Origin of the sequence: Pseudomonas sp. REST10 (genome assembly GCF_029542605.1) — a bacterium.
In the GTDB taxonomy this organism is placed as follows: domain Bacteria; phylum Pseudomonadota; class Gammaproteobacteria; order Pseudomonadales; family Pseudomonadaceae; genus Aquipseudomonas; species Aquipseudomonas khazarica.
Genome location: NZ_CP035677.1, coordinates 1,341,768 through 1,368,166 on the forward strand (window position 1 = coordinate 1,341,768; position 26,399 = coordinate 1,368,166).

Annotated in this window: 24 protein-coding genes; 6 read left to right on the forward strand and 18 right to left on the reverse strand. The window is 65.6% G+C overall.

The features are described 5' to 3' along the window. Nucleotides 1–95: 95 nt before the first annotated feature. The 17 genes from EWH21_RS06165 to yaaA form a co-directional block, all read right to left on the reverse strand. Nucleotides 96–1,277, reverse strand: coding sequence for an AAA family ATPase (locus tag EWH21_RS06165; RefSeq protein WP_277700048.1), 1,182 nt, complete (start codon nucleotides 1,275–1,277; stop codon nucleotides 96–98). A gap of 18 nt (nucleotides 1,278–1,295) precedes the next feature. Next, nucleotides 1,296–1,667 (reverse strand): hypothetical protein, encoded by a 372-nt coding sequence (locus EWH21_RS06170; RefSeq protein WP_037046790.1) that lies wholly within the window; start codon nucleotides 1,665–1,667, stop codon nucleotides 1,296–1,298. Next, entirely contained in the window at nucleotides 1,664–2,494 is an 831-nt protein-coding gene (locus EWH21_RS06175) for an SDR family oxidoreductase (RefSeq protein ID WP_134678110.1), read from the reverse strand. Before EWH21_RS06175 ends, EWH21_RS06170 begins: the two co-directional genes overlap by 4 nt. Nucleotides 2,495–2,583: 89 nt before the next feature. Continuing rightward, a complete protein-coding gene (locus tag EWH21_RS06180; protein ID WP_037046803.1) occupies nucleotides 2,584–3,048 on the reverse strand; it encodes a hypothetical protein in 465 nt (154 codons plus the stop codon). A 124-nt stretch (nucleotides 3,049–3,172) separates the two neighbouring features. Continuing rightward, nucleotides 3,173–4,603 carry a mannose-1-phosphate guanylyltransferase/mannose-6-phosphate isomerase gene (locus EWH21_RS06185; protein WP_277700049.1) on the reverse strand — a complete coding sequence of 477 codons (1,431 nt, stop codon included), beginning with the start codon at nucleotides 4,601–4,603 and terminating at the stop codon, nucleotides 3,173–3,175. 102 nt (nucleotides 4,604–4,705) lie between these two features. Continuing rightward, nucleotides 4,706–5,356, reverse strand: a complete 651-nt coding sequence (locus EWH21_RS06190) for an alginate O-acetyltransferase AlgF (RefSeq protein ID WP_037046807.1) — start codon at nucleotides 5,354–5,356, stop codon at nucleotides 4,706–4,708. A gap of 25 nt (nucleotides 5,357–5,381) precedes the next feature. Then, the gene (locus EWH21_RS06195; RefSeq protein WP_277700050.1) at nucleotides 5,382–6,515 is read right to left on the reverse strand and encodes an alginate O-acetyltransferase; all 1,134 of its coding nucleotides are present in this window, start codon (nucleotides 6,513–6,515) and stop codon (nucleotides 5,382–5,384) included. A 13-nt stretch (nucleotides 6,516–6,528) separates the two neighbouring features. Continuing rightward, a complete protein-coding gene (locus EWH21_RS06200) occupies nucleotides 6,529–7,980 on the reverse strand; it encodes an MBOAT family protein (RefSeq protein WP_134678106.1) in 1,452 nt (483 codons plus the stop codon). A gap of 128 nt (nucleotides 7,981–8,108) precedes the next feature. Further along, nucleotides 8,109–9,182 (reverse strand): mannuronate-specific alginate lyase, encoded by a 1,074-nt coding sequence (locus EWH21_RS06205; protein WP_134678105.1) that lies wholly within the window; start codon nucleotides 9,180–9,182, stop codon nucleotides 8,109–8,111. Nucleotides 9,183–9,192: 10 nt separating this feature from the next. After that, entirely contained in the window at nucleotides 9,193–10,623 is a 1,431-nt protein-coding gene (locus tag EWH21_RS06210) for an alginate O-acetyltransferase (protein WP_277700051.1), read from the reverse strand. Nucleotides 10,624–10,634: 11 nt separating this feature from the next. Continuing rightward, nucleotides 10,635–12,167, reverse strand: coding sequence for a mannuronan 5-epimerase AlgG (gene algG, locus EWH21_RS06215; RefSeq protein ID WP_277700052.1), 1,533 nt, complete (start codon nucleotides 12,165–12,167; stop codon nucleotides 10,635–10,637). Between the two features lie 11 nt (nucleotides 12,168–12,178). Then, a complete protein-coding gene (locus tag EWH21_RS06220) occupies nucleotides 12,179–13,624 on the reverse strand; it encodes an alginate export family protein (protein ID WP_047587962.1) in 1,446 nt (481 codons plus the stop codon). Between the two features lie 14 nt (nucleotides 13,625–13,638). Continuing rightward, on the reverse strand, nucleotides 13,639–15,015 hold the full coding sequence (gene algK / locus EWH21_RS06225) for an alginate biosynthesis TPR repeat lipoprotein AlgK (protein WP_277700053.1): 1,377 nt from the start codon (nucleotides 15,013–15,015) through the stop codon (nucleotides 13,639–13,641). Between the two features lie 10 nt (nucleotides 15,016–15,025). Continuing rightward, complete coding sequence (locus EWH21_RS06230) at nucleotides 15,026–16,189, reverse strand: alginate biosynthesis protein Alg44 (RefSeq protein ID WP_277700054.1); 1,164 nt, start codon at nucleotides 16,187–16,189, stop codon at nucleotides 15,026–15,028. Between the two features lie 26 nt (nucleotides 16,190–16,215). After that, the gene (gene alg8 / locus EWH21_RS06235; protein WP_047587947.1) at nucleotides 16,216–17,697 is read right to left on the reverse strand and encodes a mannuronan synthase; all 1,482 of its coding nucleotides are present in this window, start codon (nucleotides 17,695–17,697) and stop codon (nucleotides 16,216–16,218) included. A 48-nt stretch (nucleotides 17,698–17,745) separates the two neighbouring features. After that, on the reverse strand, nucleotides 17,746–19,056 hold the full coding sequence (gene algD, locus EWH21_RS06240; RefSeq protein ID WP_037047397.1) for a GDP-mannose 6-dehydrogenase: 1,311 nt from the start codon (nucleotides 19,054–19,056) through the stop codon (nucleotides 17,746–17,748). Between the two features lie 701 nt (nucleotides 19,057–19,757). Beyond that, nucleotides 19,758–20,537, reverse strand: a complete 780-nt coding sequence (yaaA, locus tag EWH21_RS06245) for a peroxide stress protein YaaA (protein ID WP_277700055.1) — start codon at nucleotides 20,535–20,537, stop codon at nucleotides 19,758–19,760. Nucleotides 20,538–20,810: 273 nt separating this feature from the next. Between yaaA and EWH21_RS06250 the strand changes: the two genes are divergently transcribed. From EWH21_RS06250 to moaE, 5 genes are all read left to right on the forward strand, one after another. Continuing rightward, a complete protein-coding gene (locus tag EWH21_RS06250) occupies nucleotides 20,811–21,065 on the forward strand; it encodes a hypothetical protein (protein ID WP_134677771.1) in 255 nt (84 codons plus the stop codon). Continuing rightward, entirely contained in the window at nucleotides 21,058–22,449 is a 1,392-nt protein-coding gene (locus EWH21_RS06255) for a PhoH family protein (RefSeq protein WP_037046840.1), read from the forward strand. Before EWH21_RS06250 ends, EWH21_RS06255 begins: the two co-directional genes overlap by 8 nt. Before the next feature lie 188 nt (nucleotides 22,450–22,637). Next, nucleotides 22,638–23,114 (forward strand): cyclic pyranopterin monophosphate synthase MoaC, encoded by a 477-nt coding sequence (moaC, locus tag EWH21_RS06260; protein ID WP_037046843.1) that lies wholly within the window; start codon nucleotides 22,638–22,640, stop codon nucleotides 23,112–23,114. Further along, complete coding sequence (locus EWH21_RS06265) at nucleotides 23,111–23,353, forward strand: MoaD/ThiS family protein (RefSeq protein ID WP_037046846.1); 243 nt, start codon at nucleotides 23,111–23,113, stop codon at nucleotides 23,351–23,353. Before moaC ends, EWH21_RS06265 begins: the two co-directional genes overlap by 4 nt. A 74-nt stretch (nucleotides 23,354–23,427) precedes the next feature. Beyond that, nucleotides 23,428–23,880, forward strand: coding sequence for a molybdopterin synthase catalytic subunit MoaE (gene moaE / locus EWH21_RS06270; RefSeq protein WP_277700056.1), 453 nt, complete (start codon nucleotides 23,428–23,430; stop codon nucleotides 23,878–23,880). Nucleotides 23,881–24,054: 174 nt separating this feature from the next. Here the strand turns inward: moaE and EWH21_RS06275 are convergent, their stop codons facing one another. Then, nucleotides 24,055–24,219 (reverse strand): hypothetical protein, encoded by a 165-nt coding sequence (locus EWH21_RS06275; protein WP_167494383.1) that lies wholly within the window; start codon nucleotides 24,217–24,219, stop codon nucleotides 24,055–24,057. A gap of 173 nt (nucleotides 24,220–24,392) precedes the next feature. Here EWH21_RS06275 and EWH21_RS06280 point away from each other — a divergent pair, with 173 nt between their 5' ends. Then, nucleotides 24,393–26,309, forward strand: coding sequence for a bifunctional UDP-sugar hydrolase/5'-nucleotidase (locus EWH21_RS06280; protein ID WP_277700057.1), 1,917 nt, complete (start codon nucleotides 24,393–24,395; stop codon nucleotides 26,307–26,309). Nucleotides 26,310–26,399 lie beyond the last annotated feature (90 nt).

Genomic DNA, 26,399 nt, shown 5'->3' on the forward strand with positions numbered 1-26,399 from the left:
TTAACCGCGTCGCTCGCAGGCTCCGGCTTGCCGGCGCAGCGCAACAGTGGCTGATCGCCGGCCGACAAGCTCCTGCGGGGCTGCGCCCGGGCTGCTCAGTCCGGCCAGTGCCATGGCGGCTCGTCCAGCATGCCCTGGCCGCGGATGCAGGTCTGGCCGAGCTGCTTGTCCAGCTCCAGGATGTTGCATTCGGGGCTTTCCCTGAGCGTGGCGATCAAGCGGCTGGCGTGGGACACGACCCATACCTGGGTCTGCCGCGAGGCCGCGATGATCAGGCGCCCGAGCGCAGGCAGCAGGTCCGGGTGCAGGCTGGTTTCCGGCTCGTTGAGCACCATCAGCGAGGGTGGCCGTGGCGTGAGCAGGGCGGCGACCAGCAGCAGGTAGCGCAACGTGCCGTCGGACAGTTCGGCGGCTCCCAGCGGGCGCAGCAGGCCCTCCTGGTGCAGCTCGACGACGAAGCGCCCGCCGGCCTGGAGGTCGATGCGCAGGCGGCTGCCGGGGAAGGCGTCGTCGATGGCGGCGTCCAGAGCGGCGGGGTCACCGATCTCGCGGATGGTCTGCAGGGCTGCGGCCAGGTCGCGGCCATCGTGATGCAGCACCGGCGTGCGGGTGCCCAGCTGTGGCTGCCGTGCCGGCGCGTCGGCGTCGCTGCGGAAATGATCGTAGAAGCGCCAGCGGCGTATGGTTTCCCGGAGCTGGAAGACTTCCGGGCAACCGGGGTCGTTGCCGATCTGATCGAACAGGCTGTCGTAGTTCGGGAGGTGCTGGGCCAGTACCTCCCAGCTGCGGCCCTCACGCATGCGCACCATGGGGCCGGCGCGATCCACCAGCAGCGACGCCGGCCGGTAGCTGGCGCCGGCCCAGATGCACTCGCGCTTGATCTCCGGATCGAGGGCGAAGGCGCTGGGCGTGGTGCGATCCTCACCCGAGTTCGACTCGGGAAGGCCCAGGGCGATGCTGTAGCCGAAATCATCCCCGACGAACCCCAGGCGCAGGCGCATGGCGCCCTGTCGCGGGCCTCCCTGCACCGCTACCTCGCCATTGCGCATGCGCCGGGACACCTTCTCCGGGCCGGCCCAGAAACTCGACTCCAGGCCGCCTTCCCTGGCCAGGGCGTTGACCACGCCGCCTTGCGCGGTCTCCGCCAGCAGGCGCAGGGCGCGATACAGGTTGGACTTGCCGCTGCCATTGGCGCCCGTGATCAGGTTGAGCCGCCCCAGCGGCAGGATCAGGCGATTGATCGAGCGGTAATTGGCAACGGCGAGGGTGTGCAGCATGAGTGTCGTCCTGACGGGTTATCGGCGGCCATGGCGCGGCGCAAAGGCCCACCAGGCCAGCAGCGGGTAGCACAGGTAGTGCAGGCTGAAGAGAAACAGGCCCATGGGGCTGGGCGTGTCCTGCAGGTACATCATGCCCAGCAGACCCAGGTAGAGCAGCCCCAATACGCCGCCATAAAGCGCCGTGAAGCGCCAGCGCTCCGCGTTGCTGGGCGCACGCCCCTGGCGCCAGTGGAACACCAGCGCCAGGCCGGCGGCGATGGCTGCGGCAATCAGCAGGGTGGTGATCATGCCGCCGAGGCGCACGAAGGTGCGCAGCAGCAGGTTGAGCAGCACAGCCGTGATCACGCCGGCAGCGGCGTAGTAGCGCAGGTGCAGGGGCTCGCTCATAGCGCCTTGGCCAGGCCGAAGCGTTTGCTCAGAACCCGTTGCAGCAGCGCGCGCGGCAACAGCGCGGCGAGCAGGGGCAAGGCGCGGCTGCCGTTGCCCAGGCGCAGCAGGCGCGGGCGCTTGTCGCGCTGGACGGCGGCGAACAGGTGCGCGGCAAAATCGCTGGCCGGGGTCGGGTTGTCCTGCGAGGCCCTGGCGCGTGCGCGAATGCCCTCGCGCAATGGCCACCAGGGCGAATCCTCGCGAATCAGGGCTTCGGCCTGTTGGCTGGCGCTGGCGCCGAAACTGGAGGCGATGGCGCCGGGCTGCACTTCCATCACCTCGATGGCGAAGGGCGCCAGTTCCATGCGCAGCGCATCGCTCAGGGCATGCACCGCCGCCTTGGAGGCGCAGTAAGCGCCGGCGAAAGGGGTGACCAGGATGGCCGACACGCTGCCGATGTTCACCACCAGGCCACGACTGCGGCGCAACAGGGGGAAGAACGCACGGGTGACGCCGACGATGGCGAACACGTTGGTTTCGAACTGCTGGCGCATCGCGTCCACGCCACCGTCGAGCAGCGGGCCCATGGCGCCATAGCCGGCGTTGTTGATCAGGACGTCGAGGCCGCCGATCTCCTCGCCAAGGCGCTCGGCCAACTGCTGCAGGGCCTCGCCATCGTTGACGTCGAGTGCTACCGCATGAAAACCGGCCTGTTGCAGTTCGGCCAGGTCGGACGCCTTGCGCGCCGTGGCCCAGACGGCATAGCCGCCGGCCTTGAAGGCATCGGCCAGGGCGCGGCCGATGCCGCTGGAGCAGCCGGTGATGAGGACGCTGGGTTGAGGCATGCGCGGAACTCCCTGAGACGCGAATGGGGCTGCAGCTTAGCAGCCACGGCTGCAGTCATGGCCAACGTCCGCTGCCGGTGTTTCTGCGTTCATGGGACGAACTTGCCCTGCAGGCGCTCGGCGCGAAATTCCAACGTGGACGGGCGATAACCGCTGCGCAGATCGGGCACGGGCAGGCAGTCGTTCCAGCTGGCGCCCGGCAGCAGTTCACCCGGGCCGCTGTAGCGTGGTGACTCGTACAGGCGTTGGGCCAGGTTGGTGGCGTTGCCGGGGCGGTAGGCGGCGACTTCCCAGCGCAACTCGAGCAGGGCGGCATCGCTGCCGTTCCTGAGTGCGATGGCCAGCGGGCGGTCGGCGGGGCAGCGCTGCGGGTCGTAGTTCAGGCGCAGTTCGAGGTGGGCGAGGTAGCGCTCGTCGCGGCTTTCCTGCCAGAGCACCCAGGTGGCGACCAGGCCGAGCCCGAGCAGCGCCGCCATGGAAACCGGCAAGGCCTTGCCCGGATAGCGGATCAGCAGGATCAGCCAGGTAATGACGAGTGCGACACCGAACAGCATGAGAACAGCCCTGATTGAAGTCTGCGCTCATCGTACACAAGCTGTCGTCGCACGGGTAACCGCCGAGGCGTTACCGGGGATGTGCGCAGGAGCCGGCAGACCGGCTCCTGCGTGAGGCGCTTACCTAGCCATGTGCCGCCACCGCGTCGCTGCGGCCGTAGACATCCTCCAGGCGCTCGATGTCGTCTTCGCCCAGGTAGGTGCCGGACTGCACCTCGATGATCTCCAGCGGGATCTTGCCCGGGTTGGACAGGCGATGCACCGAGGTCATCGGGATATAGGTGGACTGGTTCTCGGTGAGCAGGAACTCGCGGTCGTCGCAGGTCACGCGGGCGGTGCCGGATACCACGATCCAGTGTTCGGCACGGTGGTGGTGCATCTGCAGCGACAGCTGCGCCCCCGGCTTGACGGTGATGTGCTTGACCTGGAAGCGACCGCCCATGTCCACCGAGTCGTACGAGCCCCAGGGGCGGTAGACGGCGCAGTGGTTCTGGGTTTCGCTGCGGCCTTGCTCGTCGAGCTTGCCGACCAGCTTCTTGACGTCCTGCACGCGGTCCTTGTGCGCCACCATCGTGGCGTCCTTGGTCTCCACCACGACGATGTCGTCCAGGCCGAGCACCGACACCAGCTTGCCGTTGCCGTGCACCAGGCAGTTGCGGCTGTCTTCCAGCAGCACGTCGCCGCTGACCACGTTGCCGGCGGCGTCCTTGTCGTGCACTTCCCAGATCGACGACCAGCTGCCGACATCGTTCCAGCCTGCCGACAGCGGCACCACGCAGGCGCGATCGGTCTTTTCCATCACCGCGTAGTCGATGGAGTTGTCCGGGCAGCAGGCGAAGGTGGCCGGGTCGATGGCGATCTGCTCGCCCTCGCGCTGGCTGCGCTCCAGGGCCAGCAGGCAGGTGTCGTAGATATCCACGTCATGCTGCTTGAGCTCTTCCAGGAAGCGGCTGGCGCGGAACAGGAACATGCCGCTGTTCCAGTAGTAGTTGCCGCTCTCGACGTACTCGGAGGCACGCTTGGCGTCGGGTTTCTCGACAAAGCTGGAGACCCGTGCGACGCCGTCCGGCAGCTCGCCGTCGGTCTCGCCGAGGATGTAGCCGTAGCCGGTCTCCGGGCGGTTGGCCGGTACGCCGAACAGCACCATCTCGCCTTTCTCGGCGGCCACGGTGGCCAGCGCCAGCGCCTGGCGGAAGGCTTGCTGGTCATCCAGCACATGGTCGGCCGGCAGCACCAGCATCAGCTCGTCGCGACCTTCGGCCACCAGTTGCAGGGCTGCCATGGCCACGGCCGGCGCGGTGTTGCGGCCGAAGGGTTCGAGCAGCAGCAATTGCGCCTGCTGGCCGATCTGCTCCAGCTGCTCCTGGACGATGAAGCGGTGTTCCTGGTTGGACACCAGCACCGGAGGCTGCATGCCTTCGATGGACAGGCGCTGCAGGGTTTGCTGGAACAGCGTCTGCTCACCGGTCAGGGCGAGGAACTGCTTGGGGTACAGCTTGCGCGAAAGAGGCCAGAGTCGCGAGCCGCTGCCACCGGAAAGGATGATAGGGGTCATGGTTGTGTCTCTCCTGAACGATTGATCAAGTGGTTTGCCCGTGTCGTGTCGGTGCGACGTGTACCCGCCGTTTTCCTTGTTCTGCAGAAGCCGTGGATGGCCTCAGCCATCGATGGGGCGCTTGACCCAGACCGGCGACAACTTGCCCTGGGCGCCGGTGACGAACAGGCTGACCACCTCGCCGCGCTCCAACGTGACCGGCTTGAGGTCGGCGACCTTGCGCTCGCCTTCGAACAGCGCCAGGCCGACCTTCACCGGGTTGATCTCGCGATCGCCACGGCCATCGGGTGCGACGTCGGCGACCACGGCGGTCTTGCCGTCGGCGGTCTTCAGGCTGAGGGTGCTGTCGCTGAGGTTCTGCACGCGCAGCATGGCTTTCTGCCGGCTGGTGAAGGGCGGCTCCTCGACCAGGCGTGGCTTGGCGCCGCTCTGGCTGACCAGGGTGTAGTAGTGCTCGGGTTGCAGCTGCACCGGCATCTGCGCAGTGCCGACCTGAGCCTGGTAGCTGCCCGCCGGGAGGAACTTGAAGTCGCTGGAGCCCAGCGGCGAGATCTGCTTGAGCTGGGTCTGGCCGACGCTGACATCGAGTTCGGCGCTGCTGGCGTTGTACGCGCGGACGAAGGCCGAGCCCTTGGGCGCCTTGGGCCCGTAGAGCGCACCGTCATCGGCGGCGTGTGCCTGCAGCATGCCGAGGCCGAGGGCCAGCGCGCAGGTACCCAGGGTGAAGCGGCGCAGGGTAGTTGGTTTGGTCATTGGATAGTCCTCCTTGGGGGATGAATCAGTGACTGGCCGTAGCCAGCCCCTGGCGCTCGCCGCCCGCCTTGAGGGCGGCGAGCCATTGCGGGTCGAAATCGGTGAAATCGCTGGTCATCGGCAGGTAGCGCTCGGGGAACTCCCAGATCACCAGCTGCGGCGGGTTGTCCGCGAATTCCTCGCTCTGCAGGTACTTGAGCATCGGCACCAGCGGGCCTTCGCCTTCCTCGGCGTAGTTGCCGAGGTCACGCTGCAGGTGCTGGCGCAGCGCGCCGGCGAAGTTCCAGGCCGGGTTGGCGCTGTAGCTGGTGCCGACCAGGGCCACCGGCATGTCGCTGTCGGCGAACAGGTCGTCGCTGCTGGCCTGGGCGCTGTGGGTTTCGCGCTGTTGCAGCTGATCGGCTCGCGGCAACAGGCTTTCGAACAGCGGCGCCAGGGGCAGGAAGCGGGTCAGGTCGCCCTGGTGCGCGCGGGTCTCGACGGTCTCGGTCACGAACTGCTGGGGTTCGCCACGCAGCTGCACCGCGCTGCGCACCACGTCGCTCAGGGCGCGTGCGGTGACATCGGCGCCCTGGGGCGTCCAGTGGGTGTCGGTATGCAGGAACATCTGCGCCTTGCCCTTGCCGGCCAGCAGCGGGCCGAGCAGGTCGGGCGCGGCGATTCCGGCATTGCGCACGGCGCGGTGGAAGCGCGGGTAGAGGCTGGTCTGCAGGGCGCTCGGGTGGTGCTCGCCGGTGTGTTCCGGATACAGGCGGGTCTTGGCCGGGAGGATGGCCAGCACCAGGTGGATGTCGCGTTGCTCCAGCTGGCGCTGCACGCCCCGGATCAGCGCCAGGTTGTCGCGCATCTGGCGCTGGGCGTCGGGCACCGGGTCGAACTCCTCGTCCGAGTACAGCCAGCCGCCGTCACCGATCACCAGGCCGCTGCGCCCTTCACCGAAGGCCAGGTACTCCAGCGCTGCCCACAGGTTGATGCCAGCCTGCTTCAGCGGAAACTGCTCGTCGTAGTGCTGCTCGATGCTCTTGGCCAGGCCGCCATCCAGCACGCTGGGCTTGGCCGGCATGCGGTAGTCGGCGAGGTTGGCCAGCGCGAGCAGGCTGACGGGCAGCAGGAGCAGGCTGAACAGTACGACGTAGAGCGTCTTGATGGGGCGGTTCATCATCGGCCTCCGTTCAGAACTGGAAGTAGAGGAAGGGGGAGTAGCTCTGCGCCGAGAGCTTGAGCAGCGAGGCGCAGAACAGCAGGAGCAGCGCGCCACGCAGGGCGACCGTGCGCATGTCCACGGCCTGCAGGGCAGCGCCGGCGCCGGCCAGGGTCATCCCCGGCGCGTGGCGACGACCGGCGAGGAACTGCCGGGCGCCGCACAGGGCGATCACCACCCAGGCCAGGAGCAGCGTGCTCATCTGCAGGCCGGTGATGCGCGCCAGGGTCAGCTCGCTCAGGTGCCAGTCGTCGAAGGCGAACAGGGCGGCGTACATGCGCCCGGCGACCTCGAGGTTCTCGGCGCGGAAGATCACCCAGCCGAGCATCACCAGCAGCAGGGTGAAGGCCCACTTGAACAGGTTGAACTGGGTGGCCGCGGCCTTCACGCCCAGTGCGCGTTCGATGGCCAGCCAGGTGCCGTGCCAGGCGCCCCAGATCAGGAAGGTCCAGTTCGCGCCATGCCAGAAACCGCCCAGCAGCATGGTCAGGAACAGGTTGCGGTAGGTGTTGAAGGTGCCGTGGCGGTTGCCCCCCAGCGGTACGTACAGGTAGTCGCGCAGCCAGGTGGACAGGCTGATGTGCCAGCGTCGCCAGAATTCGGTGATCGACTGGCTGATGTAGGGCTGGTTGAAGTTCTCCATGAAGCGGAAGCCCATCATCAGGCCCAGGCCGATGGCCATGTCGCTGTAGCCGGAGAAGTCGAAGTACAGCTGCGCGGTGTAGGCGACCATGCCCAGCCAGGCCTCGCCGGTGGTCGGGTTGTCCAGCGCGAAGCAGTGGTCGACCAGCGGTGCCAGGCTGTCGGCGATGAACACCTTCTTGACGAAGCCCTGCATGAAGCGCGTGGCGCCTTCGGAGAACTTGTCCAGGCTGTGCGTGCGGTCGGTGAACTGGTCGGCCAGGTCCTTGTAGCGCAGCACGGGGCCGGCGATCAGCTGCGGGAACAGGGCGATGAACGCGGCGAAGTTGATCAGGTTGCGCGTGGGTTCGGTGTCCTTGCGGTACACGTCGATCAGGTAGCTGATCGACTGGAAGATGTAGAAGGAAATACCGATCGGCAGGATCACCTGGGTCAGCACGAACGGCTGCATGCCGGCGGCTTCCAGCAGGGCATTGATGTTGGCCACGCCGAAGTTGGCGTACTTGAAATAGCCCAGGGTGGCCAGGTTGCCGATCACCCCCACAGCCACCCAGCGGCGCGCTGCCTGGGTGCCGGCATGCGCCTGGATACGCAGGCCGAAGAGGTAGTTCCACAGCGTCACGGCGGCGAACAGCAGGAGGAAGTCCACCCGCCACCAGGCGTAGAAGGTGTAGCTGCCGATCAGGATCAGCAGGTTGCGCCCGCGGTTCGGGCACAGGTAGTACAGGCCGAGGAAGATCGGCAGGAACAGGAACAGAAATACGTTGGATGAAAAGACCATCCGTGCTTCTCCGTGAACAGCCGGGGCAGCGCCCCCCTTTCCCCCCGCGAGCGGAGGGTTTGTTTTGCTACGTGTAGGAGCCGGCTTGCCGGCGATCGGCTTCTGAAAGCATCGCCGGCAAGCCGCCTCTAGGGTTTTTCGAACACCTGCGTCACCTCGCCACCGAGGCGGAAGCTGTTGAACGGCCCCCGCTCCTGGTTCAGCTCGCGGGTCTGCTCGTCACAGGCATAGAGGCTGCAGTAAGGCGCCAGCCAGGCGTACTTGTAGTCCTTGTGCAGCTCCGCCATGTCCTGCTCGGCGCCACTGCGACGGGCAAAGGCAGCGGGGTCGCGGGCACCTTGCAGCACCCGTTCGGCCAGGCGTTGCAGGGCGCCGTGATTGGCGTCGCGCAAGTCGACATCGTTGGCCTGGGCGAATGCGGCGATCATCGCCAGCGGCGGCAGGGCGTAGTTGTGGTACGCCAGGGCGCGCTGGCTGCGACGCATCTCGTTGGCCAGGTAGCCGTCGGCATCGACCTGGCCGGCGGCGACGCGGAACTGCTCCACCGACCAGTCGAACAGGTCGCGGCGATCGGCGATGACGGCCACCGCCATCACCGACCAGGCGGCCCAGTAGCTGTGGTTGTTGATCTTGCGCAGCGGCAGGCCGCTCCATTCACGCACCGTGTGCTCGGCCAGGCGGGTGAACCAGGCCTCGATGCGCGCGCTCTGCTGCGGGTAGGCCGCCAGCGGCTGCGACTCGGAGAACTTCAGGCGCAGCCAGGCGCCGGCGAGGCTGCCCAGCGCCCATTTGCGCATCGACTTGCCGGTGTGGTTGAACTGCTCGGACTCCAGGGCATCGGCGCTGGCCCACTGGTCGAGCCACTCGACGGCGCAGTCCAGGTGGCCCTGCTGGCCGGTGCGCATGTAGTAGGTGATCATCCGTCCGGCTTCCTTCTCCAGGCGGGTGATGTTCGCGGTCTGCTCGCGGAAGTTCTTCTCGGCCTTGCGGTTGAGCGTGGCGCGCGCGCTGTTCGAGCCTTCGTACTTGCTGGTGAACTGCAGGTCGCCGGTATAGGGACGGGGCACGGCCTGGCAGCTGGGCGCTTCGCCGCCGCGCTGGCCGACGGCGGCGTGGTAGCCGGGCGGCGGTTGCAGCGCGGCGAAGGCCGGGGCGCTGAGCAGCAGGCTCATGAGCGTGAGTGGGGCGAGTCGCATGGGCATGGTGGCCTCCTCAGTCGTCCGCGCCGTGCCGGGCGACCTGCTGGGCGGCGCCACCCGGGCGCTGGCACAGGCTGGCCTGGACTTTCAGGTCGTCGTCGCTGTCTGCGGGCTTCTCGATTTCCAGGGCGAAGAAGTTCTCGTCGCCCCAGCCCGGCTCGTCACGCAGTTCGACGGCGAAGCGTCCGTCGGTATCGACGGTGTTGGGCTTCTCCAGCTTGATCTGCTCGCGGCGGCCGTTGAGGTACCAGATGGTGGCGTCGACGCGCTTGACCGACGGATCGCTGAAGCGCAGGTCGAGCTGGTGGCGATTGCCGGCCAGGGTCAGCAGCTTGTTCTTGCCGTTGACCAGCACCTCGTTGCTGCCGGGATGCAGGCGCTTCTCGCTGCTGAGCAGCTCGGTCTGGCCTGCGCAGCCGTTGTTCAGGGTGGCCATCAGCTGACGGTGGATCTTGTCCGAGGCCAGGTCGTACAGCGGCGAGAACTCCCAGATGAGAATCTGCGGTGGGTCGTTCTGGAACGACTCGCTGCCCAGGTATTCGAGCATCGCGCCTTCCAGGCCACCGCCTGGGAAGGCGGCGTTGAGCACGTCGGTGCCCAGGTACTCTTCGAGGAAGCCGCCGAAGTTGTAGTTCTTGCCGCTGTGGCTGGTGCCGACCAGGGTGATCCTCGGGCTGCTCTCGTCGCCGAACAGGGCGTCGCCGTCGCTGGCGTCCTTGGGTTCGGTGATGAACTGGTCGACGTACTGCACCGCGTAGCCGGTGCCGCACAGCTGGCTGGCGACGTTCTGCATGGTGCCGGTCTTGCCCATCAGGCCAACGCGCTGGGTGACGAATTCCTTGCGTGGGATGTCCTCGAAGCCGGGAATGCGCTTGATCGTTTCGGCCACCAGGCGCGCGGTGCGTTCGGCGCCATAGGGTGTCCAGTGCTGGTCGCGGCGGAAGTAGAAGTCCTGCTCGCTGTGTTCGTCGGTGAGGCCGCTCAGGTCGGGGACCCAGATCCCCAGCTGCTCGAAACGGTTCAGGGCCTGGCGGTAGTTGCGCAGGGCCTTGTCGTAGTCGAAGCGCTGGTAGTCGGCGGGGCGCAGCTTGTCGCGATTGACCAGGCCACGGGTCGGTTGGTAGACCACCACCAGCTCGACGCCGCGCTGCTTGAGGCCGTCGCGCAGTTCCTTGAGGCGGCGATAGCCGACCTCGCTGGTGCCGAATTCGGTGCGCAGGTCTTCCACGCTACGGAACAGCCAGCCTTCGTCGGCATCGAGCAGGGTGACGAAGTTCTTCATGTAGTTGCTGGTGTAGCGGCTGGCGTCGTGTGCTGCCGGGCACAGCGAGCAGCAGTCCTCGACCTGATACTGCGGCGCCTGCCGCTCTTCGGCTTGCAGCGCCGTACTGGCCAGGGCGCAGGCCATGCTCAGGGAGAGGAGTTTGAAGGGCGATGGTGTCATCTTTGGCCTCATCAATTGGTCAGTTTCTCGGGCTCGATCGGGTCGATCAGCACGGGCAGGCGCTGGCGCACCATGAGGTCGAGAATCTCGTCCTGCTTCTCGCCGAGAATCCCGGCCAGCTGGATGCCGCTGGCCTTGCTCGGCGCGAGCATCTTCACGCGGTACATCTCGACGGAAAGCGGCGAGTCGATGTTGATCGGGCTGGAGCCGTTGCCGGCCAGGGTGCCGCCGACGATGATCATCGAGATCTTGGTGTCGAACGGGTCCAGCTCCAGGTCGCGGTCGGTGTTGCTCAGGTCCTTGATGTGGCCGTACACGCCGGTCAGCTGGTTCATCGCCGACAGGTTGTCGTAGAGGCGGATGTTCTCGCTGTTGCGGATGCGGATGCCGTGGCGCCGGTTGCGCAGCACCTGGTTGCCCCACAGCAGGTTGTCGCCGCTCTCGTACAGCGTGATGCCGTCGGAATGGTTGCCGTGCACGCGGTTGTAGGCGATCAGGTTGCGCACGCTGCTACGGTCGATCACCACCCCGGAGAGCTTGTTGTCGTAGCTCTCGTTGTTGATGATCCAGCTGTCGTTGACCTCGCGCGAGATGATGATGCCGTGCTTCTTCTTGGTACCGAACACGGTGTTCTCGGCGATGATCAGGCCGTGCGAGCGATCGTGCGGGTCGATGCCGTAGACGATGTTGTCGCGGTAGGTGTTGCCCTTGATCACCACGTTCTGTGCTTCGTAGCAGTAGAAGCCGTACCAGTGGTCGACGAACTCCGAGTCGATCAGCCAGCCGGTCGGTTCTGCACGCTGCAGGCGCTCGTGCATGTTCGGCGTGTACTGGGTGATCGACACGCCGTAGGACTTGGAGTTGTCGTAGCCCAGGCTGGTCAGCACGCTGCTGGCGATGTACAGCTCGCTGCCGCCCCAGGACACCAGGAAGGGGCGAAACTCCTTGGCCTCGCGGAAGGTCGCCGGGCCGTTGTCCGCCTCGCGCCAGGCGGTGACGCGGGTGTCGGTGAGGAACATCAGGCCGTCGTTGACCAGGAACGCGCCGCGTTCCTGCGACAGGCGTAACTCGCGGGTTTCCTTGCCGACGTGCAGCGCGGCGCCCTCGGCGACGACGATGGGCAGGCGGGCGATGTACACGCCCGGTTCCTGCTCGGCGAACTGGCTGTCGGGCAGCGCCTCGGCCAGGTCCTGGGCGGTGACCAGGCCGCCTTCGATGAAGATCGCGTGGGGCATGCCTTGCTGGCGCTCGATCCATTCGCGCAGGCGCTCGTTGCCCCCGGTGAAGTCCTTCAACGCGTCCTGGCGCAGCATGCGCCGCACCACCACCTTGCCCTTGTGCCCGCGCGGAATCTTGGCCAGCACGGCGTCCTTGGTGTAGCCGGACAGGTCCGGCAGCTTGGGCGTTTCCATGTGCAGCTCCTCGGCCGGAGCGCTGCGCACGCGGTAGTCGAACTGGTGGTGCTGCGGGTTGGCCTGGGCCAGCGGCACGCCGAGGCACAGCGCGCCGAGCAGCAGGGGTAGGGCTAAGCCGTTGGGTTGCATGGTCCGATCCCTCAGAAGCGCCAGATGAAGTCGACGAAGGCGCGGTGCATCACCGAGTCGGTGCCGCTGCCATAGGCATCGCCGGGCAGGAACACGCCGGCGCGCAGACGTACCAGTGCCGAGCGTTCGTCCAGCTGTTCGGCCACGGCGGCCGGCAGCAGGCCCTGCTTGAAGTAGCGGGTGAGCACCAGGTCGACTTCCTGGCCGATGTCTTTCTCGCCGGCTTGCAGCGGCGCGGTGATGCCGCTGTCACCGACGTCCTGATCGTCATCGACGCGCCAGAAACGGTGGTAGACGACGCTGGCGTCGTAGTCCTCGCCCAGCTGCCAGGAGCTGAATGCGCTGGCCACCTGCAGGTTGGAGAGCTCGCCGCGGAAGGCCTCGCCGTAGCGGTGCAGGCGCGATTCGACGCCGGTGAAGTTGGCACGGTTGCTCTGCAGGCCGGTCTGCATGAACTGGTGCGAGGTATCGTCATCGCCACCGCCGCTGCCACGGGCGTAGGCAGCGCCGACCTTCCAGTTGTCGTCGAGGCTGTAGCGCAGGCCCAGGTCGATTGCCCAGGCGTCGACGTCCTGGCTGCGCGAGCCGGTGGCCAGGCGCTCGTCGCCGACCACCTGTTGTTGCAGCTGATCGGTGTCGCCCTGCAGCCAGGTCAGCTGCGCCCAGTAGTTGAGGCGGTTGCGCGAGTTGCGCTCGAAGAAGCCGCCGTCGGCGTGCACGCCGAACCAGGTGAGGTCGCCGGTGTAGCGCTTGCTCAGCTCGTCGATGCGCTCGCCGGGGTTGGCCAGGTGGCCGTCGTCGCGGCTGTGGTGCAGCTTGGCGCCGATGCGATGGCCGGGCGTCCACTGGTAGTCGAGGCCGGCGAAGACGTGCTGGCGATCCTCGTCTTCGGGCGCCAGGTCGTCGAGGTCGGTGCGGTAGTCGGAGAAGCGCTCGGCGACGCCGACGGTGGCTTGCAGCAGGGTGGTGTCGAAGCGCCAGTTGATGGCCTCGATATTGGTGTCCCACCAGGTGCCTTCGTCACTGCGCAGGCGCTGGCGCCCGACGCGCAGGTGTTCGCCGGGGTAGGCGGTGAGGCCGGCGTAGTCGACCCAGAATTCGCGCAGCGCCAGGTAGCTCTTGTCCGGCTGACGTGCGTCGTTGCCTTGTTCGCTGGTTTCGCCATCGTCCTGCAACGGGTCGGTCTCGATGGTATCGGTGGCGGTCACCGCCTGGCCCATGGCGAAGGCGCTCCAGTTGCCACGTTCGCCGTAGACCCAGGGCCGAACGTCGAGGCCGAGGCCGTTGACGTCACCGCCGCTGCGGGTGCCCAGGTCGCGGTCGTCTTCCGATTGCGCGGTGATCTTCACGTCCAGGCCGAAGTTCTTCGTTGCATCCGCCGCCCAGACGGGGGCGGTGCTGGCTGCCAGCAGGCTGGCGCCCAGTCCCAGTTGACTGACGATACGGTTTAGCTGCATGCGGGCATCCTTGTTCATGGCTGGCTGACCTGCAGGGCGGCCTGCTGCTGCAGGACGATGCCGCGTGCATCGCGCTCCTCGCGCAGCAGGCGCTGGCCCTCGGCCAATTGCGCCGGGGTCAGGCTCTCGGCGACCGCGTGCGCCAGCTCGAAGGTCGGCGGCGTGTTGCGCGGCAGGGCCAGCTGGCTGAAGACGTAGGCGTTGACCGGGTTGGGCTTGACGCCACGGCCCTGGCTGAACATCTGCGCCAGGGCGAAATCGGCGCTGAGCTGGCCGGCGCGGGCGGCGCTGAGTAGGTGGTCCAAGGCCTGCTGGGCGTAGACCTCGCCGAGGTAGCCACGCAGGTAGAGCTGTCCCAGGTAGTAGTTGGCGCTGGGCTCGCTGGGCGCGGCCTTGCGCAGGTGCTGCTCGGCCTTGTGCGGCTCTTTCGGCAGCAGCTTGCCTTCGTAGTACAGGCGCCCCAGCAACAGCTCGGCGCGCGGCAGGGCGGCTTCGCGGCCCTTGTCCAGATAGCCGAGCAGGGTCTCGGTATCGCCCTGCGCCGGGTAGTCGTAGAGCAGGCGCGCCAGGCTGACCCAGGCCGCCGGGTAGTCCGGGGCGATGGTTTCGAGCAGGTCCTGGGCGCGTTGCGGCTGCGGCTGGCCGAGCTCGGCGTCGCTGAGCACCTGGGCCACGGACTCGACCTGGTTGGGCGAGACAGTGCCCGTGCGGTAGCCGGCCAGCAGTTGCTCGAGCAGCGCTTCGCGGTCGTCTTCGCGGTTCTGCTTCTGGTACACGGTCGCCAGTTCCACATAGCAGGCGTCGTTGCTGGCCAGGCGGGCCTGGCAGATGCGTTCGATCTCGCCCAGGTGCTGGTCGTAGGTGCCATCGGTGCGGTACAGGAGAATCTGCGCCAGCTCGGCCTGCGGCCGGCCTTCCTGGCGCCAGTCTTGGATACGTTGCGCGATGTTCATGGCGGGAAAGTCCTGTGGGTAGAACAGGTAGAGTTCGGTCAGCGGCAGCAGCGCGCTCGGCTCGCCGGCGCGGCTGGCGCTTTCCAGCAGCTCGGCGGCTTCCTGGCGCTCGGCCAGGCTGCTGCCGGGCTTGCGTGCCAGCAGCTTGCCGAGGCGTGCCTTGGCCCGTGGCGAACCGTCCAGGGCCTGGCGATAGATGCGCTCGGCCTGATCCAGATCCTGGTCCTGGCCGCCGGCCGCGTAGATATCGGCCAGACCGATCTGCGCGTCGCTGTAGCCCATCTCGGCGAGTTGACGGAAATGCCATTCGGCAGTCTGCTGGTCGCCGCTGTGCAGGGCTTCACGGGCCAGGCGCTCGTCCGGCAGGCCGGCGCAACCGGCCAGCGTGGCGCCGACGGCCAGGCCGAGCAGGGCGGGGCGAAGAAGGGGCATGCTCACGGCGATCTCCTTATCGACCTGCGGCGACGGCGCGATCGACCAGCCAGCTCAGCGACGGGCCACGGTCGATGACCACGTCCACCGGCTGTCCGGCGAGGCTGGCCGGCAGGGTGTCCTGCGGCTTGATCACCACGCGGATGTCCGAGCTCAGGCCGCCGTCGTGGAGGCTGCTGCTGACGATCTCGCCGCGCCGCGACTGTTCTTCACCCGCGACCTTGAAGGTCACCGGCGTGCCCGGGCGGGCCTGCTCCAGGTGGCGGTAGGGGAAGCTGGCGCTGACGGTGGCCACGCCATCCTGCGGCACCAGCTCGAAGATCACGTCGCCCTTGCTGGCGAACTGGCCGTCCGCGACCAGCTGACGGGCGATCTTGCAGTTGCACGGGCTGGTCAGGGTGCCCTGCATCTCGCGGGCGAACAGCGCCTCGATCCGGCTCGGCTCGAGCTGGTCGTCGCCCAGGTGGCCCTTGAGCATCTCCAGCATGCTGGTGGTGAAGGTGGCGATCGGCGCGCCTTTCTCGATCATCCCGTCAGGCTGAGCCAGGCTCTGCACGCTGCCCTCGCGCGGCATGGTCACCTGCAGCGCCGGCAGGCTGATCTGCGCCGACTGGGCATGGGTGACGAAGTACAGGCCGTAGATCGACTTGCCGATGTAGCCGAAGGCGGCCAGGCCGATGAGGAAGATGGCGCCACTGAAGGTGACCGCACGCAGGCGGCCGAACACGCCCATGCCGCTGCCGGAACCGTTCTTGCGCGCCTTGGTGAAGTTGTCGCGCTGGAGGATGTGCAGCACTTCGCCGACATTGACCAGCTCGCCGGCCAGGTGGGCGCTGATCAGGTGGCGCAGGGCGGCCGTCTCGCGGGCGCCGAGGCCGTGGAACTGGCAGCCGACGCGGTTGTGCTCGGGCTGCACCGAGGTGACCTGAAACTCGATGTCCAGGCCCAGGACCAGGCTGTCGAGCTGGAACTGCAGCTGGCCGCGATGGAAGTCGCCGACCTTGTGCGTGGCGTTCTCGCTGGTGAAGCTGAAACCACCCGCGGAGACATCCTGCAGGCGCGCGTCGATGCGCTCGCGCTGGGCATTGCTGTAGCGCAGGCGCCCGGGCAGCTTGACGCGGGCGTGCTGGCGCTGGGCTTCGGACTCATGGACGACGTTGAGATTGGCGACAGAGTTCATGGTGGCTAATTCCTATTCGAGTACGGTCACACCAGCGCCAGCAGCGCGGCGATGAAGACGGAGGCGGCAGAGAAGGTCATGGCGCGTGACGACCAGCTGTTGAACCAGCTGGCGAAGCTGGACAGGCCACGGTTCAACTTGGTCGGTTGACGGGTCCAGGACTGCTGGTCGAGGCGGAAGAACACGTAGATCTTCACCAGCGCACCGACGATCTGGTTGTAATAGAGAAGGACCGGGTAGGCCGGGCCGATGCGATGCCCGGAGAGCATCAGCAGCAGGGTCAGGATCAGGCGCGTGCTGCCGATCCACAGCAGGTAGATCAGCAGGTACATCAGGCTGTACTTGATGCTGGCGATGAGCGCCACGCACAGGCCGAGGATGCAGGTCCACATCGATACCCGCTGATCGAACAGCACCAGGCTGGTGAAGGCACCGAGGCGCTTCACACCCAGGCGCAGGGCGCGCGAGTTCTGCCGCAGGTTGTTGCCGTACCAGCGGAACATCAGCTTGCGGCTGGCCTTGATGAAGCTCTTCTCCGGCGGGTGCTCGACCGTGTTGATGCTGGCGTCGGGCACGTAGAAGGTGTCGTAGCCCAGGCGCATCAGGCTGAACCAGCTGGATTTGTCGTCGCCGGTGAGGAAGCGGAAACGCCCCAGGCGCCAGTGCTCCAGGTGATCGCTCTCGACGTCGGTGATGAACTCGGGGTTGGTCACCACGCTGGCGCGGAACACCGACATGCGGCCGGTCATGGTCAGCACGCGCTTGGAGAGTGCCATCGAGCACATGTTGAGGTGGCGTTGGGCGAAGCGCAGCTTGTGCCATTCGCTCATCAGGTAGCTGCCGCGCACCTCGCAGAACTCGTTGGTGGTCAGGCCGCCGACGTTGGGGAACAGCTTGAACCAGGGTACGCATTTCCTGACCACGCCCGGGTCGAGCACGGTGTCGCCGTCGATCACCGCCGCGACCGCATGCTCGTCCGGCATCTGCCGGGAGATGGCGCGGAAACCGTGGGCCAAGCCATCACGCTTGCCGGTGCCGGGGATGCGCACGATGTCCAGCTTGACGTGCTCGGGGGGCTCGGCCTGCGCCCAGAGGTTCTTGATCAGCAACTCGTCGGAGAGCTCGACGATCGAGCACACCACGGTGGTCGGGTAGCCGCAGTCGATGGCTTCGCGAATCACCGAGCGGTAGACCATGGCGGTGGTCAGCGCGTCGATGCGAAAGCTGGTGACCATCAGGAATACATGCGAAGGGTCCGCCGCCTTGCCCAGCTTGAGCACCTTGCGGCGATACCAGGGGTAGACCAGATAAAGGAACAGGCAGCCGCGCACGAAGTGCATGGCGCCCATGGAGTAGCGCCAGATGCCGACGATGCCGATGAGCAGGAGGAAGTCCCGCGATTCGGGGTCGAACACCGTGCGTGGCAACGCCAGGGCCAGGAGCATCAGCAGGCTGAGGTAGAGCAGCCAGCCGCTGGCTTCGTTGAGGCCGTTCTTGAGCTTGTCCATATGTGTCTCTCGGTGCCCGCGTGCATGGCACGCGGGCACGCCAGGCCCTTACCAGCAGATCCCTTCGGCCACGCCATTGCTGGCGTGGGGCATGAAGCCCACCAGGTCGATCACGCGCTTGCCGCTCGGCGCCTGCTCGGCCAGTTTGGCGAAGCGCTCGTCGCTGTTGCCCAGGACGATGATGTCGGCCTTCGCCACCACGTCTTCCAGGTCGCTGTTGAGCAGCGAGGAGACGTGCGGGATCTTCGACTCGATGTAGTCCTTGTTGGCACCGTGGACGCGGGCGTACTCGACGTTGCGGTCGTAGATGCTCAGGTCGAAGCCCTTGCCGATGAGCATTTCCGCCAGCTCCACCTGCGGGCTTTCGCGCAGGTCATCGGTGCCGGCCTTGAAGCTCAGGCCGAGCAGGGCGACCTTGCGCGAGTCATGGCTGGAGATGATGTCGAAGGCCTTCTGCACCTGGGCGGCGTTGCTGCGCATCAGCGAGCCGATCAGCGGCGCCTCCACGTCCAGGCTGCCGGCCCGGTAGTTCAGGGCGCGCACATCCTTGGGCAGGCAGGAGCCGCCGAAGGCGAAGCCGGGCTTCATGTAGTAGCGAGAGAGGTTGAGCTTGTGGTCCTGGCAGACCACGTCCATCACCTCGCGACCATCGACGCCGACGGCCTTGGCGATGTTGCCGATCTCGTTGGCGAAGGTGACCTTGGCGGCGTGCCAGACGTTGCAGGTGTACTTGATCATCTCGGCGACTTCGATGTCCTTGCGGATGACCGGTGCGTCCAGCTCGCTGTAGATGCTTTCCAGCAGGTCGCCGGAGGCGCGGTCCAGCTCGCCGATGACGGTCATCGGCGGGAAGTCGTAGTCCTTGATCGCGGTGCTCTCGCGGAGGAACTCGGGGTTCACCGCCAGGCCGAAGTCGACGCCGGCCTTCTTGCCCGAGCAGTCCTCGAGGATCGGCAGCACCACGTTCTTCGCGGTGCCGGGCAGTACGGTGCTGCGTACCACCACGGTATGGCGCTCGCCCTTGTCGCGCATGGCCATGCCGATCTCGCGGCACACGCCTTCGATGTAGTTCAGCTCCAGGTCGCCGTTCTTCTTGCTCGGCGTGCCGACGCAGATGAACGACACATCGCTTTCCAGTACGGCTGCAGCGACATCGGTGGTGCCGCGCAGACGGCCCTGACGCAGACCCTGTTGCAGCAGTTCTTCCAGGCCCGGTTCGACGATGGGCGATTTGCCGTTGTTGATCAGGTCGATCTTGTGCGCGGAAATATCCACGCCAATCACGTCATGGCCGCGAGCCGACAAACAGCCGGCACACACGGCCCCTACATAACCCAAACCGAAGATACTGATTCGCATGGTATTCACCTCGTCCGTATGATGCAGTTTCAAATACTGGCCTTATGGCCAAAACGCGTCCGTGAACTTGCTGTTCATTACAGCGGCAAGTTCATTCAGGCATAAGTAGAGTGGGGCACCGGAAGTGGTGCCAAGTACGGGCCTTTATAAGAAAGTGGCCCTTTGATGTTGTCGCTTGTGCCTCGCGGGAGGCCTCTGTTTCAGTACTTTGACGGGTTCGTGAATCTCCCTGTTGAATACAGGAACTTTCGTTTGGGCGAATCTGTCCGGCGAAAGTTAATTCGCAATCAGGCAGGTTCAGTGACAAAGAAAGTTATGTATTGAAATGTGTTACGGGCTGTATGAGTCGTGGCGCTTTCCGATAGTTCCTACCGTTCGTCCTGATGCTGAACCGGAGCTGAACGGCTAATTGATCGCAATATAGTGGCAAGTTTGCAAAATGCATGATGGCACATCGCGATTTAATTAATTCGAAACTATCCGATAACTAAACGGCGCGATAAGTTCGCTGGAAAGTTGGGATGAGCTGAAACTGTGATGCCAAGCAGGTTTCTGCATGCGCAACACCGTGCCGGGGAATCTTTGGCGCGTGCGGGAATCGGGGCGGGGATATGGCGGGGATAGGCGAGGACGAGGCGCGAGGGGCAAACACGGAGCCCGCGCACCAGCCGATAGGCGGTGCACGGACGGCCAGGTCGGGTTCAGTCCTGGGGCTGGTCGCGCAGGAAGACCAGCTTGTCGGCCTGGGACTGTTCGGCCGAGTAGCGGTAGCCCTGATAGTTGAAGTCCTTCAGGCTTTCGGGGTCGTTCAGGCGTTCCTTGATCACGTAGCGGGCCATCAGGCCGCGTGCTTTCTTGGCGTAGAAACTGATGATCTTGTACTGGCCGTTCTTCAGGTCCTTGAACTCGGTGTCGATGATGCGCGCATTCAACGCCTTGCGCTTGACCGCGCCGAAGTATTCGTTGGACGCCAGGTTGAGCAGCACGTCGTCGCCCTGGGCCTGCAGCGCTTCGTTCAGCCAGCCGCTGATGCGTTCGCCCCAGAAGGCATAGAGGTCCTTGCCTCGGCCATTGACCAGCTTGGTGCCCATTTCCAGGCGATAGGCCTGCATCAGGTCCAGTGGCCGCAGCACGCCATACAGGCCGGACAGCATGCGCAGGTGGGCCTGGGCGAAATCGAAGTCCTCCTCGGAGAGGTCTTCGGCATTCAGGCCGGTGTAGACATCACCCTTGAACGCCAGCAGCGCCTGCTTGGCGTTGGAGGGGTTGAACGGGCGTTCCCAGCTGCCGAAGCGTGCGGCGTTGAGACCGGCGAGCTTGTCCGACAGGCCCATCAGCTCGGCGATCTGGGCCGGGCTGAACTCGCGCAGCTGGGCGATCAGTTCCTGGGCGTGGTCGAGGTGCTCGGGTTGGGTGAAGCGGGGGGTGGCGGGTGGCGTCTCGTAATCGAGGGTCTTGGCCGGTGAAATCACCATCAGCATGGGCAGGGTCTCCAGAAAGCGTGGCGACGATTCTAGAGGTCGGGGATCGGCAAGACCACCTATCGGGGCGATTGAGAGCGACCGCGTCGACGCCTGCCCAGGCATCGGCGTGCCGATGATCCTGTCGGCATGGGTTTGGCCGGCGGAGGGAAGCAGAGGGACGCTTGCGTGAAGACCTGCGCTGCACCGCATTGGCGCGGGGGATGCTGCATGAGGGGGCGGCGATTCGGCGCAGAAGGCCGGGTAGGACTTAGGACTTTAACGGTGTCCTGCGTGAGCGCCAAGCGCTATCTGTCGCACCGACAAATAAACCCCGGGTTCGAGAAAAAAACATTTTTCTGTCATGCGAATTGGGGTAATAAAAAAGCAAGACCGCCGAAACCTGCAGACAGGTGGCGGCCATTGGCCCTCACCTTGCTTGCCACCTTTCGGCCCCGATCTGAAAAATCGGCGGTCTCTGTCCGGCGCAGCACCGACCCTGGTTTTGCGTCGCCCGGCTACGACAAGAAGGTGACCGAGTATGGATGACCACGGACGCTCCAAGCCCACCGCTCCAACCCTCTACGCCCTCGACACCAACGTCCTGATTCACGATCCCAATGCCCTGCTGAACTTCGAAGAACACCACGTCGCCATTCCGATGACGGTGCTGGAAGAGCTCGACAAGCTGAAATCCGGCAAGCATGGTGTCGCCGCCGAATGTCGCCAGGCGATCCGTCTGATCGACCAGATCCTCGCCGGAGCCGAGCCCGAAGACGTCGAATACGGTGTACCCATACAGCGTGGCAAGAGCGGCCCCTGCGGGCGTCTTTCCATTCTCATGAGCAAGAGCGCGGCGCCGGTGACCTGGCTGCCGGAGAACCTCAACGACAACAAGATCATCAACCAGCTGGTGGAGCTGAAGACACGTAATCCCGGGTTGTCCGTGGTGCTGGTGACCAAGGACATCAACATGCGCCTGAAGGCGCGTGCCTGTGGCATCGACGCCGAGGACTATCACACCGACCAGCTGGTCGATGACGTTTCCCTGCTGTCGAAGGGATACCACGACCTGCCCGGCTCGTTCTGGGAGCGTGTGAGCAAGGTCGACACCCGCCAGGATCATGGCCGCACCTGGCATCGCGTGCAGCTCACCGACAACCTGCCCGCCGTGCACGTCAACGAGTTCATTCTCGATGAACAGGGTTTCGTCGGCTGGATCAAGGCCATCAAGGGCGACGAACTGGTGATCCTCGACATGCACCAGGAGCCGCTGCTGCATCAGGAAGCCTGGGGGCTCAAGCCGCGCGACATTCACCAGGCCCTGGCGCTGTTCGCGCTGCTCGATCCGGACATCCACCTGGTCAACCTGTCCGGTGCCGCCGGTTCGGGCAAGACCATCCTGGCGCTGGCGGCGGCCATCGAGCAGACCATGGTCAGCAAGCGTTACCGGCGCATCATCGCCACCCGCAGCGTGCAGGGGCTGGACCAGGAGATCGGCTTCCTGCCCGGTACCGAGGCGGAGAAGATGGAGCCCTGGCTCGGCGCCATCACCGATAACCTCGAGGCCCTGCACATGGAGGACGAAAGCACCCATGGCAGCGTCGACTACATCCTGCAGAAGGTGCCGCTGCAGTTCAAATCGCTCAACTACATCCGCGGGCGCAGCTTCCAGCAGAGCCTGATCCTCATCGACGAGTGCCAGAACCTCACGCCGCACCAGATGAAGACTATCATCACGCGTGCGGGCAGTGGCTCGAAGGTGGTGTGCCTGGGCAACCTGGCGCAGATCGATACGCCATACCTGTCGGCGCCCAGCTCGGGGCTGACCTACCTCACCGAACGCTTCAAGGACTTCCCTCACGGCGTTCACATCACCCTGCAAGGCGTGCCGCGCTCGATCCTCGCGGAGTACGCGGAAAGCCACATGTAATCTTCGGGCGGGCAACCATTCGCGCCCCTGTTCGCAAGAACAGGGGCGTTTTTATCGGGCAGGAATCGCAGGCGCGGCTTCAGTCGCGATATTCGCGGATCACCTGCAGGTTCATCCCCGCTACGACATGCCTGCCAAATCCTGACCTGCGGGTTTACAATCGACCGATTCCCGCCAGGAGCTTTCCCGTGCTGACCCACCTCGATTCCCAAGGCCGTGCGCACATGGTCGATGTCACCGACAAGGCGACCACCTTTCGTGAAGCCACCGCCGAGGCGCGTGTGCGCATGCTGCCAGCCACCCTGCAGATGATCGTCGCTGGCGAGCACCCCAAGGGTGACGTGTTCGCCGTGGCGCGTATCGCCGGCATCCAGGCGGCGAAGAAAACCAGCGACCTGATCCCCCTGTGCCATCCGCTGATGCTCACCGGCGTCAAGGTCGAGCTGAGCGCGGAGGGCGACGATGCCGTGCACATCACCGCGCGGTGCAAGCTGTCGGGGCAGACCGGTGTCGAGATGGAAGCACTGACGGCCGCCAGCGTCGCCGCGCTGACCCTCTACGACATGTGCAAGGCCGTGGATCGTGGCATGGTCATCGAGCAGGTGCGCCTGCTGGAAAAACTCGGCGGCAAGAGCGGTCATTACCAGCTGGAGGAACAAGCATGATTCGCGTGCAGTACTTCGCCCGCTATCGCGAGGCCCTGGGCCGCGACGACGAACAGCTCAGCGGCGATTTCGCCACGCTCGACGACCTGCGTCTGCACTTGCTGGCGCGTGGGGGCGAGTGGGACGTGCTGGGCGAACAGAACCTGATGTGCGCGCGCAATCAGGAGCTGTGCAGTCTCGACGAGCCGCTTGCCGAGGGCGATGAAGTCGCCTTCTTCCCCACCGTGACGGGCGGCTGAACAAGCGCTTCGTGGCGTACACCTATAAAGCAGCGGCCTGCGTGCAGGCCGCTCCCGACCTGGATACCTCACTCATGACCATCCGCGTACACAGCCAGCCGTTCGATCCGGGGAGCGAACTCAACGCGCTGCATGCCGCCAACCTCGGCATCGGCGCCGTGGTCACGTTCGTGGGCTACGTGCGCGATTTCAATGACGGCCGTGAGGTGGGGGGCATGCTCCTCGAGCACTTCCCCGGCATGACCGAAAAGGCCCTGGCCAGGATCGCCGACGAGGCCCGCGAGCGCTGGCCGCTTTTGGGTATCGAGATCATCCATCGCGTTGGCCGCCTGGAACCGGGCGAGCCCATCGTCTTCGTCGGCACCAGCAGCGCCCATCGCCAGGCCGCATTCGACGCCTGCAACTTCATCATGGATTATCTGAAGACCCGTGCACCGTTCTGGAAGAAGGAAGACACCAGCGAAGGGCCGCGCTGGGTGGAGGGTCGCTGCAGCGACCAGAGCGCCGCCGAGCGTTGGAAGCAATAGAGCATCGCCTGCGGTGCACGAGCTGCTTCTGCGCCTGTAAAACCAGCATTTAGCGACGCTGACTTTCCCAGCGCGCTGTCTCTCATAGTGGCGAGAACCCACTTCACGCAGGCACCGGGGTGCCGGCGATACCTCGGGCGGATCTTCAGCGAGCCGGCTCCCGCACGCGCGCGTTCACGCCAGCGCCAGGTGTACCCGCAGCGCGATAGGCACCAGCATCAGCAGCACGCCAAGGCCAAGTACGCGAACGCCCCATTCGTGCTCGCGAAAGTTGAAACCGATGCCCAACAGCAGAAAACCGCCGATCAGCAGCATCAGCATCAGGTGATAGTGGTCCATTGTTCTTCTCCACTTCGCAGTCCTGATTACAGATTAGTCCTTCCCTCCGTGAGCGTTGCTGATCTGTGGCAACGAATGCCTGACACCATTGGCGACAAGCTGCGTCCCGATTGGTCGCTGCCTGGCGTCGGGCGCTGCCCCATACTGTGCGCAGTCATCGTCAAGGATCGTCCATGCGCCTGCTTTCCTCCCTCCTGCTCGCCGGCGTGCTGAGCGCTACGCCGCTGTTCGCTGCCGAGCGCAGCTTCACCATCCTGCACAGCAACGACTGGCAGTCGCGGCTGCTCGGTTTCGGTCCCAACAACGAATACAGCCCGGCAACGCCGAACGATGACGAGACGGTGGGCGGCGTCGCCCGCCTGGCTACGCTGTTGCAGCAACGCCGCAGCGCCGCCGGTGAGGAACCGGTGCTGTTGCTCGATGGTGGCGACTTCACCATGGGCACGCTGTTTCACACCATCTCCCGCGAGATGGGCAGCGAGCTGCGCCTGATGAGCGAACTGGGCTACGACGCGGCGGTGATCGGCAACCACGAGTTCGACTTCCGCCCTGCTGGCCTGGCAGCGATGATCAGCGCCGCGCACAAGGTGGAGGGCGACGCGTTGCTGCCGCTGCTGTCGAGCAACATGCGTTTCGCCCCGGCGAGCAAGGCCGACGACAGCCTGCAGGCGCACTTCGAAGCCGGACGCATCCTGCCGTACAAGCTGATCGAGCGTGGCGGCATCCGTTTCGGCCTGTTCGGCTTGCTCGGCAACAATGCCGTGGCGGTCAGCCCGATGATCCAGCCGCTGACGTTCGCCGACCCGGTCGCCACCGCCAGGGAAACCGTGGCCAAACTGCGCGAGGAGGGGGCCGAGGTGGTCATCCTGCTGTCGCACATGGGTGTCACGCAACAGGCCGACGGCAGCTGGCGTGGGGAGGACGTGGAGCTGGTCGAGCAGGTGCCGGGCATCGATATCGTCGTCGGCGGCCACTCGCACGTGGCGCTGCCGCAGCCGGTGCTGGTCAACGGGCATACACCGGTGGTGCAGGCCGGCTCGGAGATCCAGTATCTCGGTGAACTGCGCATGACGCTTGGCGACGACGGTGTGACGCAGGTACGTGACTACCGCCTGCATCCGATCGACGACCGCATCGCCGGTGACGCAGTGATCACCGCCCAGGTCGAGGACTTCAAGCATGTGGTCAGCGAGCGCATGCTCAACCCCAGGGGCTACCGCTTCGACCAGCCGCTGGCCAAGGTCGATCAGCGCCTGGGACGTGACTTCAGCGATCACACCCTGGCCAACCTGGTGACCGACGCGCTGCGCCATGCGGTCGATGCCGACCTGGCCTTCACCGGCAACGGCACCATCCGCGATGACCTGATCAAGGGCCGGCATGGCGTGCAGGACGTCTCCGACCTGTTTCGCATTGCCCCGCTGGGCATCGGCCAGTTCGATGACGAACCGGGCTACCCGATGATCAAGGCCTACGTCAGCGCTCGCGAGATCAAATCCCTGCTGGAAGTGCTGCTGCTCGCTTACCAGCTGCGCGACAGTGACAGCTACTACCCACGGGTTTCCGGCGTTCGCTTCACCTACAACCCCTGGCGCGTGCCGTTCGATCGGGTCAGCCGCATCGAGATCGGTGACCCGGTCAAGGGATATCGCGACCTCGATCTCGACGACACGCGCCTCTACAGCATCGGGGCCACCAGCTACGTCGGCAGCTTCACCTGGCTGGTGCCGGACCTGACCAAGGGCCTGCTCGACGTGATCCCCAAGGATGCCGCAGGCCGTCCGTTGCCGCGCATCGAGGACGCCATCGTCGACCAGGAGCCGAACACGCCCGGTGTGCAGGAGCTCAAGGAGTGGCAGGCACTGCTCGACCATATCCGCAGCCTGCCGGATCTCGATGGCGACGGCCTGGCCGACATTCCCACCACTGGCGCGGCGGCCGAGGCGCGCATGATTCGCGCGCCCAGCCTGAATCCGCGCGAAATGTTCCGTCTTGCCGGCCCGATGCAGTGGGGCGCCAGCGCCGTGGTCCTGCTGGGCGTACTGTTGATTCTCGGGTTGCTGATGCGCCTGCTGCGTCGCTGGTATTGAGGGGGAGTACGCCCCGCCCATTGGCTGTCGATTTCGACGCGCAGGCCCCGGGTGCGTACCTGGCTCGGTCACTCTGCAACCTTGCCAAGC

Excerpts from the sequence above, each read along its gene's own strand:
- EWH21_RS06165 (WP_277700048.1), bottom strand. The coding sequence starts at position 1,277 with ATGCTGCACACCCTCGCCGTTGCCAATTACCGCTCGATCAATCGCCTG.
- EWH21_RS06170 (WP_037046790.1), bottom strand. The coding sequence starts at position 1,667 with ATGAGCGAGCCCCTGCACCTGCGCTACTACGCCGCTGCCGGCGTGATC.
- EWH21_RS06175 (WP_134678110.1), bottom strand. The coding sequence starts at position 2,494 with ATGCCTCAACCCAGCGTCCTCATCACCGGCTGCTCCAGCGGCATCGGC.
- EWH21_RS06180 (WP_037046803.1), bottom strand. The coding sequence starts at position 3,048 with ATGCTGTTCGGTGTCGCACTCGTCATTACCTGGCTGATCCTGCTGATC.
- EWH21_RS06185 (WP_277700049.1), bottom strand. The coding sequence starts at position 4,603 with ATGACCCCTATCATCCTTTCCGGTGGCAGCGGCTCGCGACTCTGGCCT.
- EWH21_RS06190 (WP_037046807.1), bottom strand. The coding sequence starts at position 5,356 with ATGACCAAACCAACTACCCTGCGCCGCTTCACCCTGGGTACCTGCGCG.
- EWH21_RS06195 (WP_277700050.1), bottom strand. The coding sequence starts at position 6,515 with ATGAACCGCCCCATCAAGACGCTCTACGTCGTACTGTTCAGCCTGCTC.
- EWH21_RS06200 (WP_134678106.1), bottom strand. The coding sequence starts at position 7,980 with ATGGTCTTTTCATCCAACGTATTTCTGTTCCTGTTCCTGCCGATCTTC.
- EWH21_RS06205 (WP_134678105.1), bottom strand. The coding sequence starts at position 9,182 with ATGCCCATGCGACTCGCCCCACTCACGCTCATGAGCCTGCTGCTCAGC.
- EWH21_RS06210 (WP_277700051.1), bottom strand. The coding sequence starts at position 10,623 with ATGACACCATCGCCCTTCAAACTCCTCTCCCTGAGCATGGCCTGCGCC.
- algG (WP_277700052.1), bottom strand. The coding sequence starts at position 12,167 with ATGCAACCCAACGGCTTAGCCCTACCCCTGCTGCTCGGCGCGCTGTGC.
- EWH21_RS06220 (WP_047587962.1), bottom strand. The coding sequence starts at position 13,624 with ATGCAGCTAAACCGTATCGTCAGTCAACTGGGACTGGGCGCCAGCCTG.
- EWH21_RS06230 (WP_277700054.1), bottom strand. The coding sequence starts at position 16,189 with ATGAACTCTGTCGCCAATCTCAACGTCGTCCATGAGTCCGAAGCCCAG.
- alg8 (WP_047587947.1), bottom strand. The coding sequence starts at position 17,697 with ATGGACAAGCTCAAGAACGGCCTCAACGAAGCCAGCGGCTGGCTGCTC.
- algD (WP_037047397.1), bottom strand. The coding sequence starts at position 19,056 with ATGCGAATCAGTATCTTCGGTTTGGGTTATGTAGGGGCCGTGTGTGCC.
- yaaA (WP_277700055.1), bottom strand. The coding sequence starts at position 20,537 with ATGCTGATGGTGATTTCACCGGCCAAGACCCTCGATTACGAGACGCCA.
- EWH21_RS06255 (WP_037046840.1), top strand. The coding sequence starts at position 21,058 with ATGGATGACCACGGACGCTCCAAGCCCACCGCTCCAACCCTCTACGCC.
- EWH21_RS06265 (WP_037046846.1), top strand. The coding sequence starts at position 23,111 with ATGATTCGCGTGCAGTACTTCGCCCGCTATCGCGAGGCCCTGGGCCGC.
- moaE (WP_277700056.1), top strand. The coding sequence starts at position 23,428 with ATGACCATCCGCGTACACAGCCAGCCGTTCGATCCGGGGAGCGAACTC.
- EWH21_RS06275 (WP_167494383.1), bottom strand. The coding sequence starts at position 24,219 with ATGGACCACTATCACCTGATGCTGATGCTGCTGATCGGCGGTTTTCTG.
- EWH21_RS06280 (WP_277700057.1), top strand. The coding sequence starts at position 24,393 with ATGCGCCTGCTTTCCTCCCTCCTGCTCGCCGGCGTGCTGAGCGCTACG.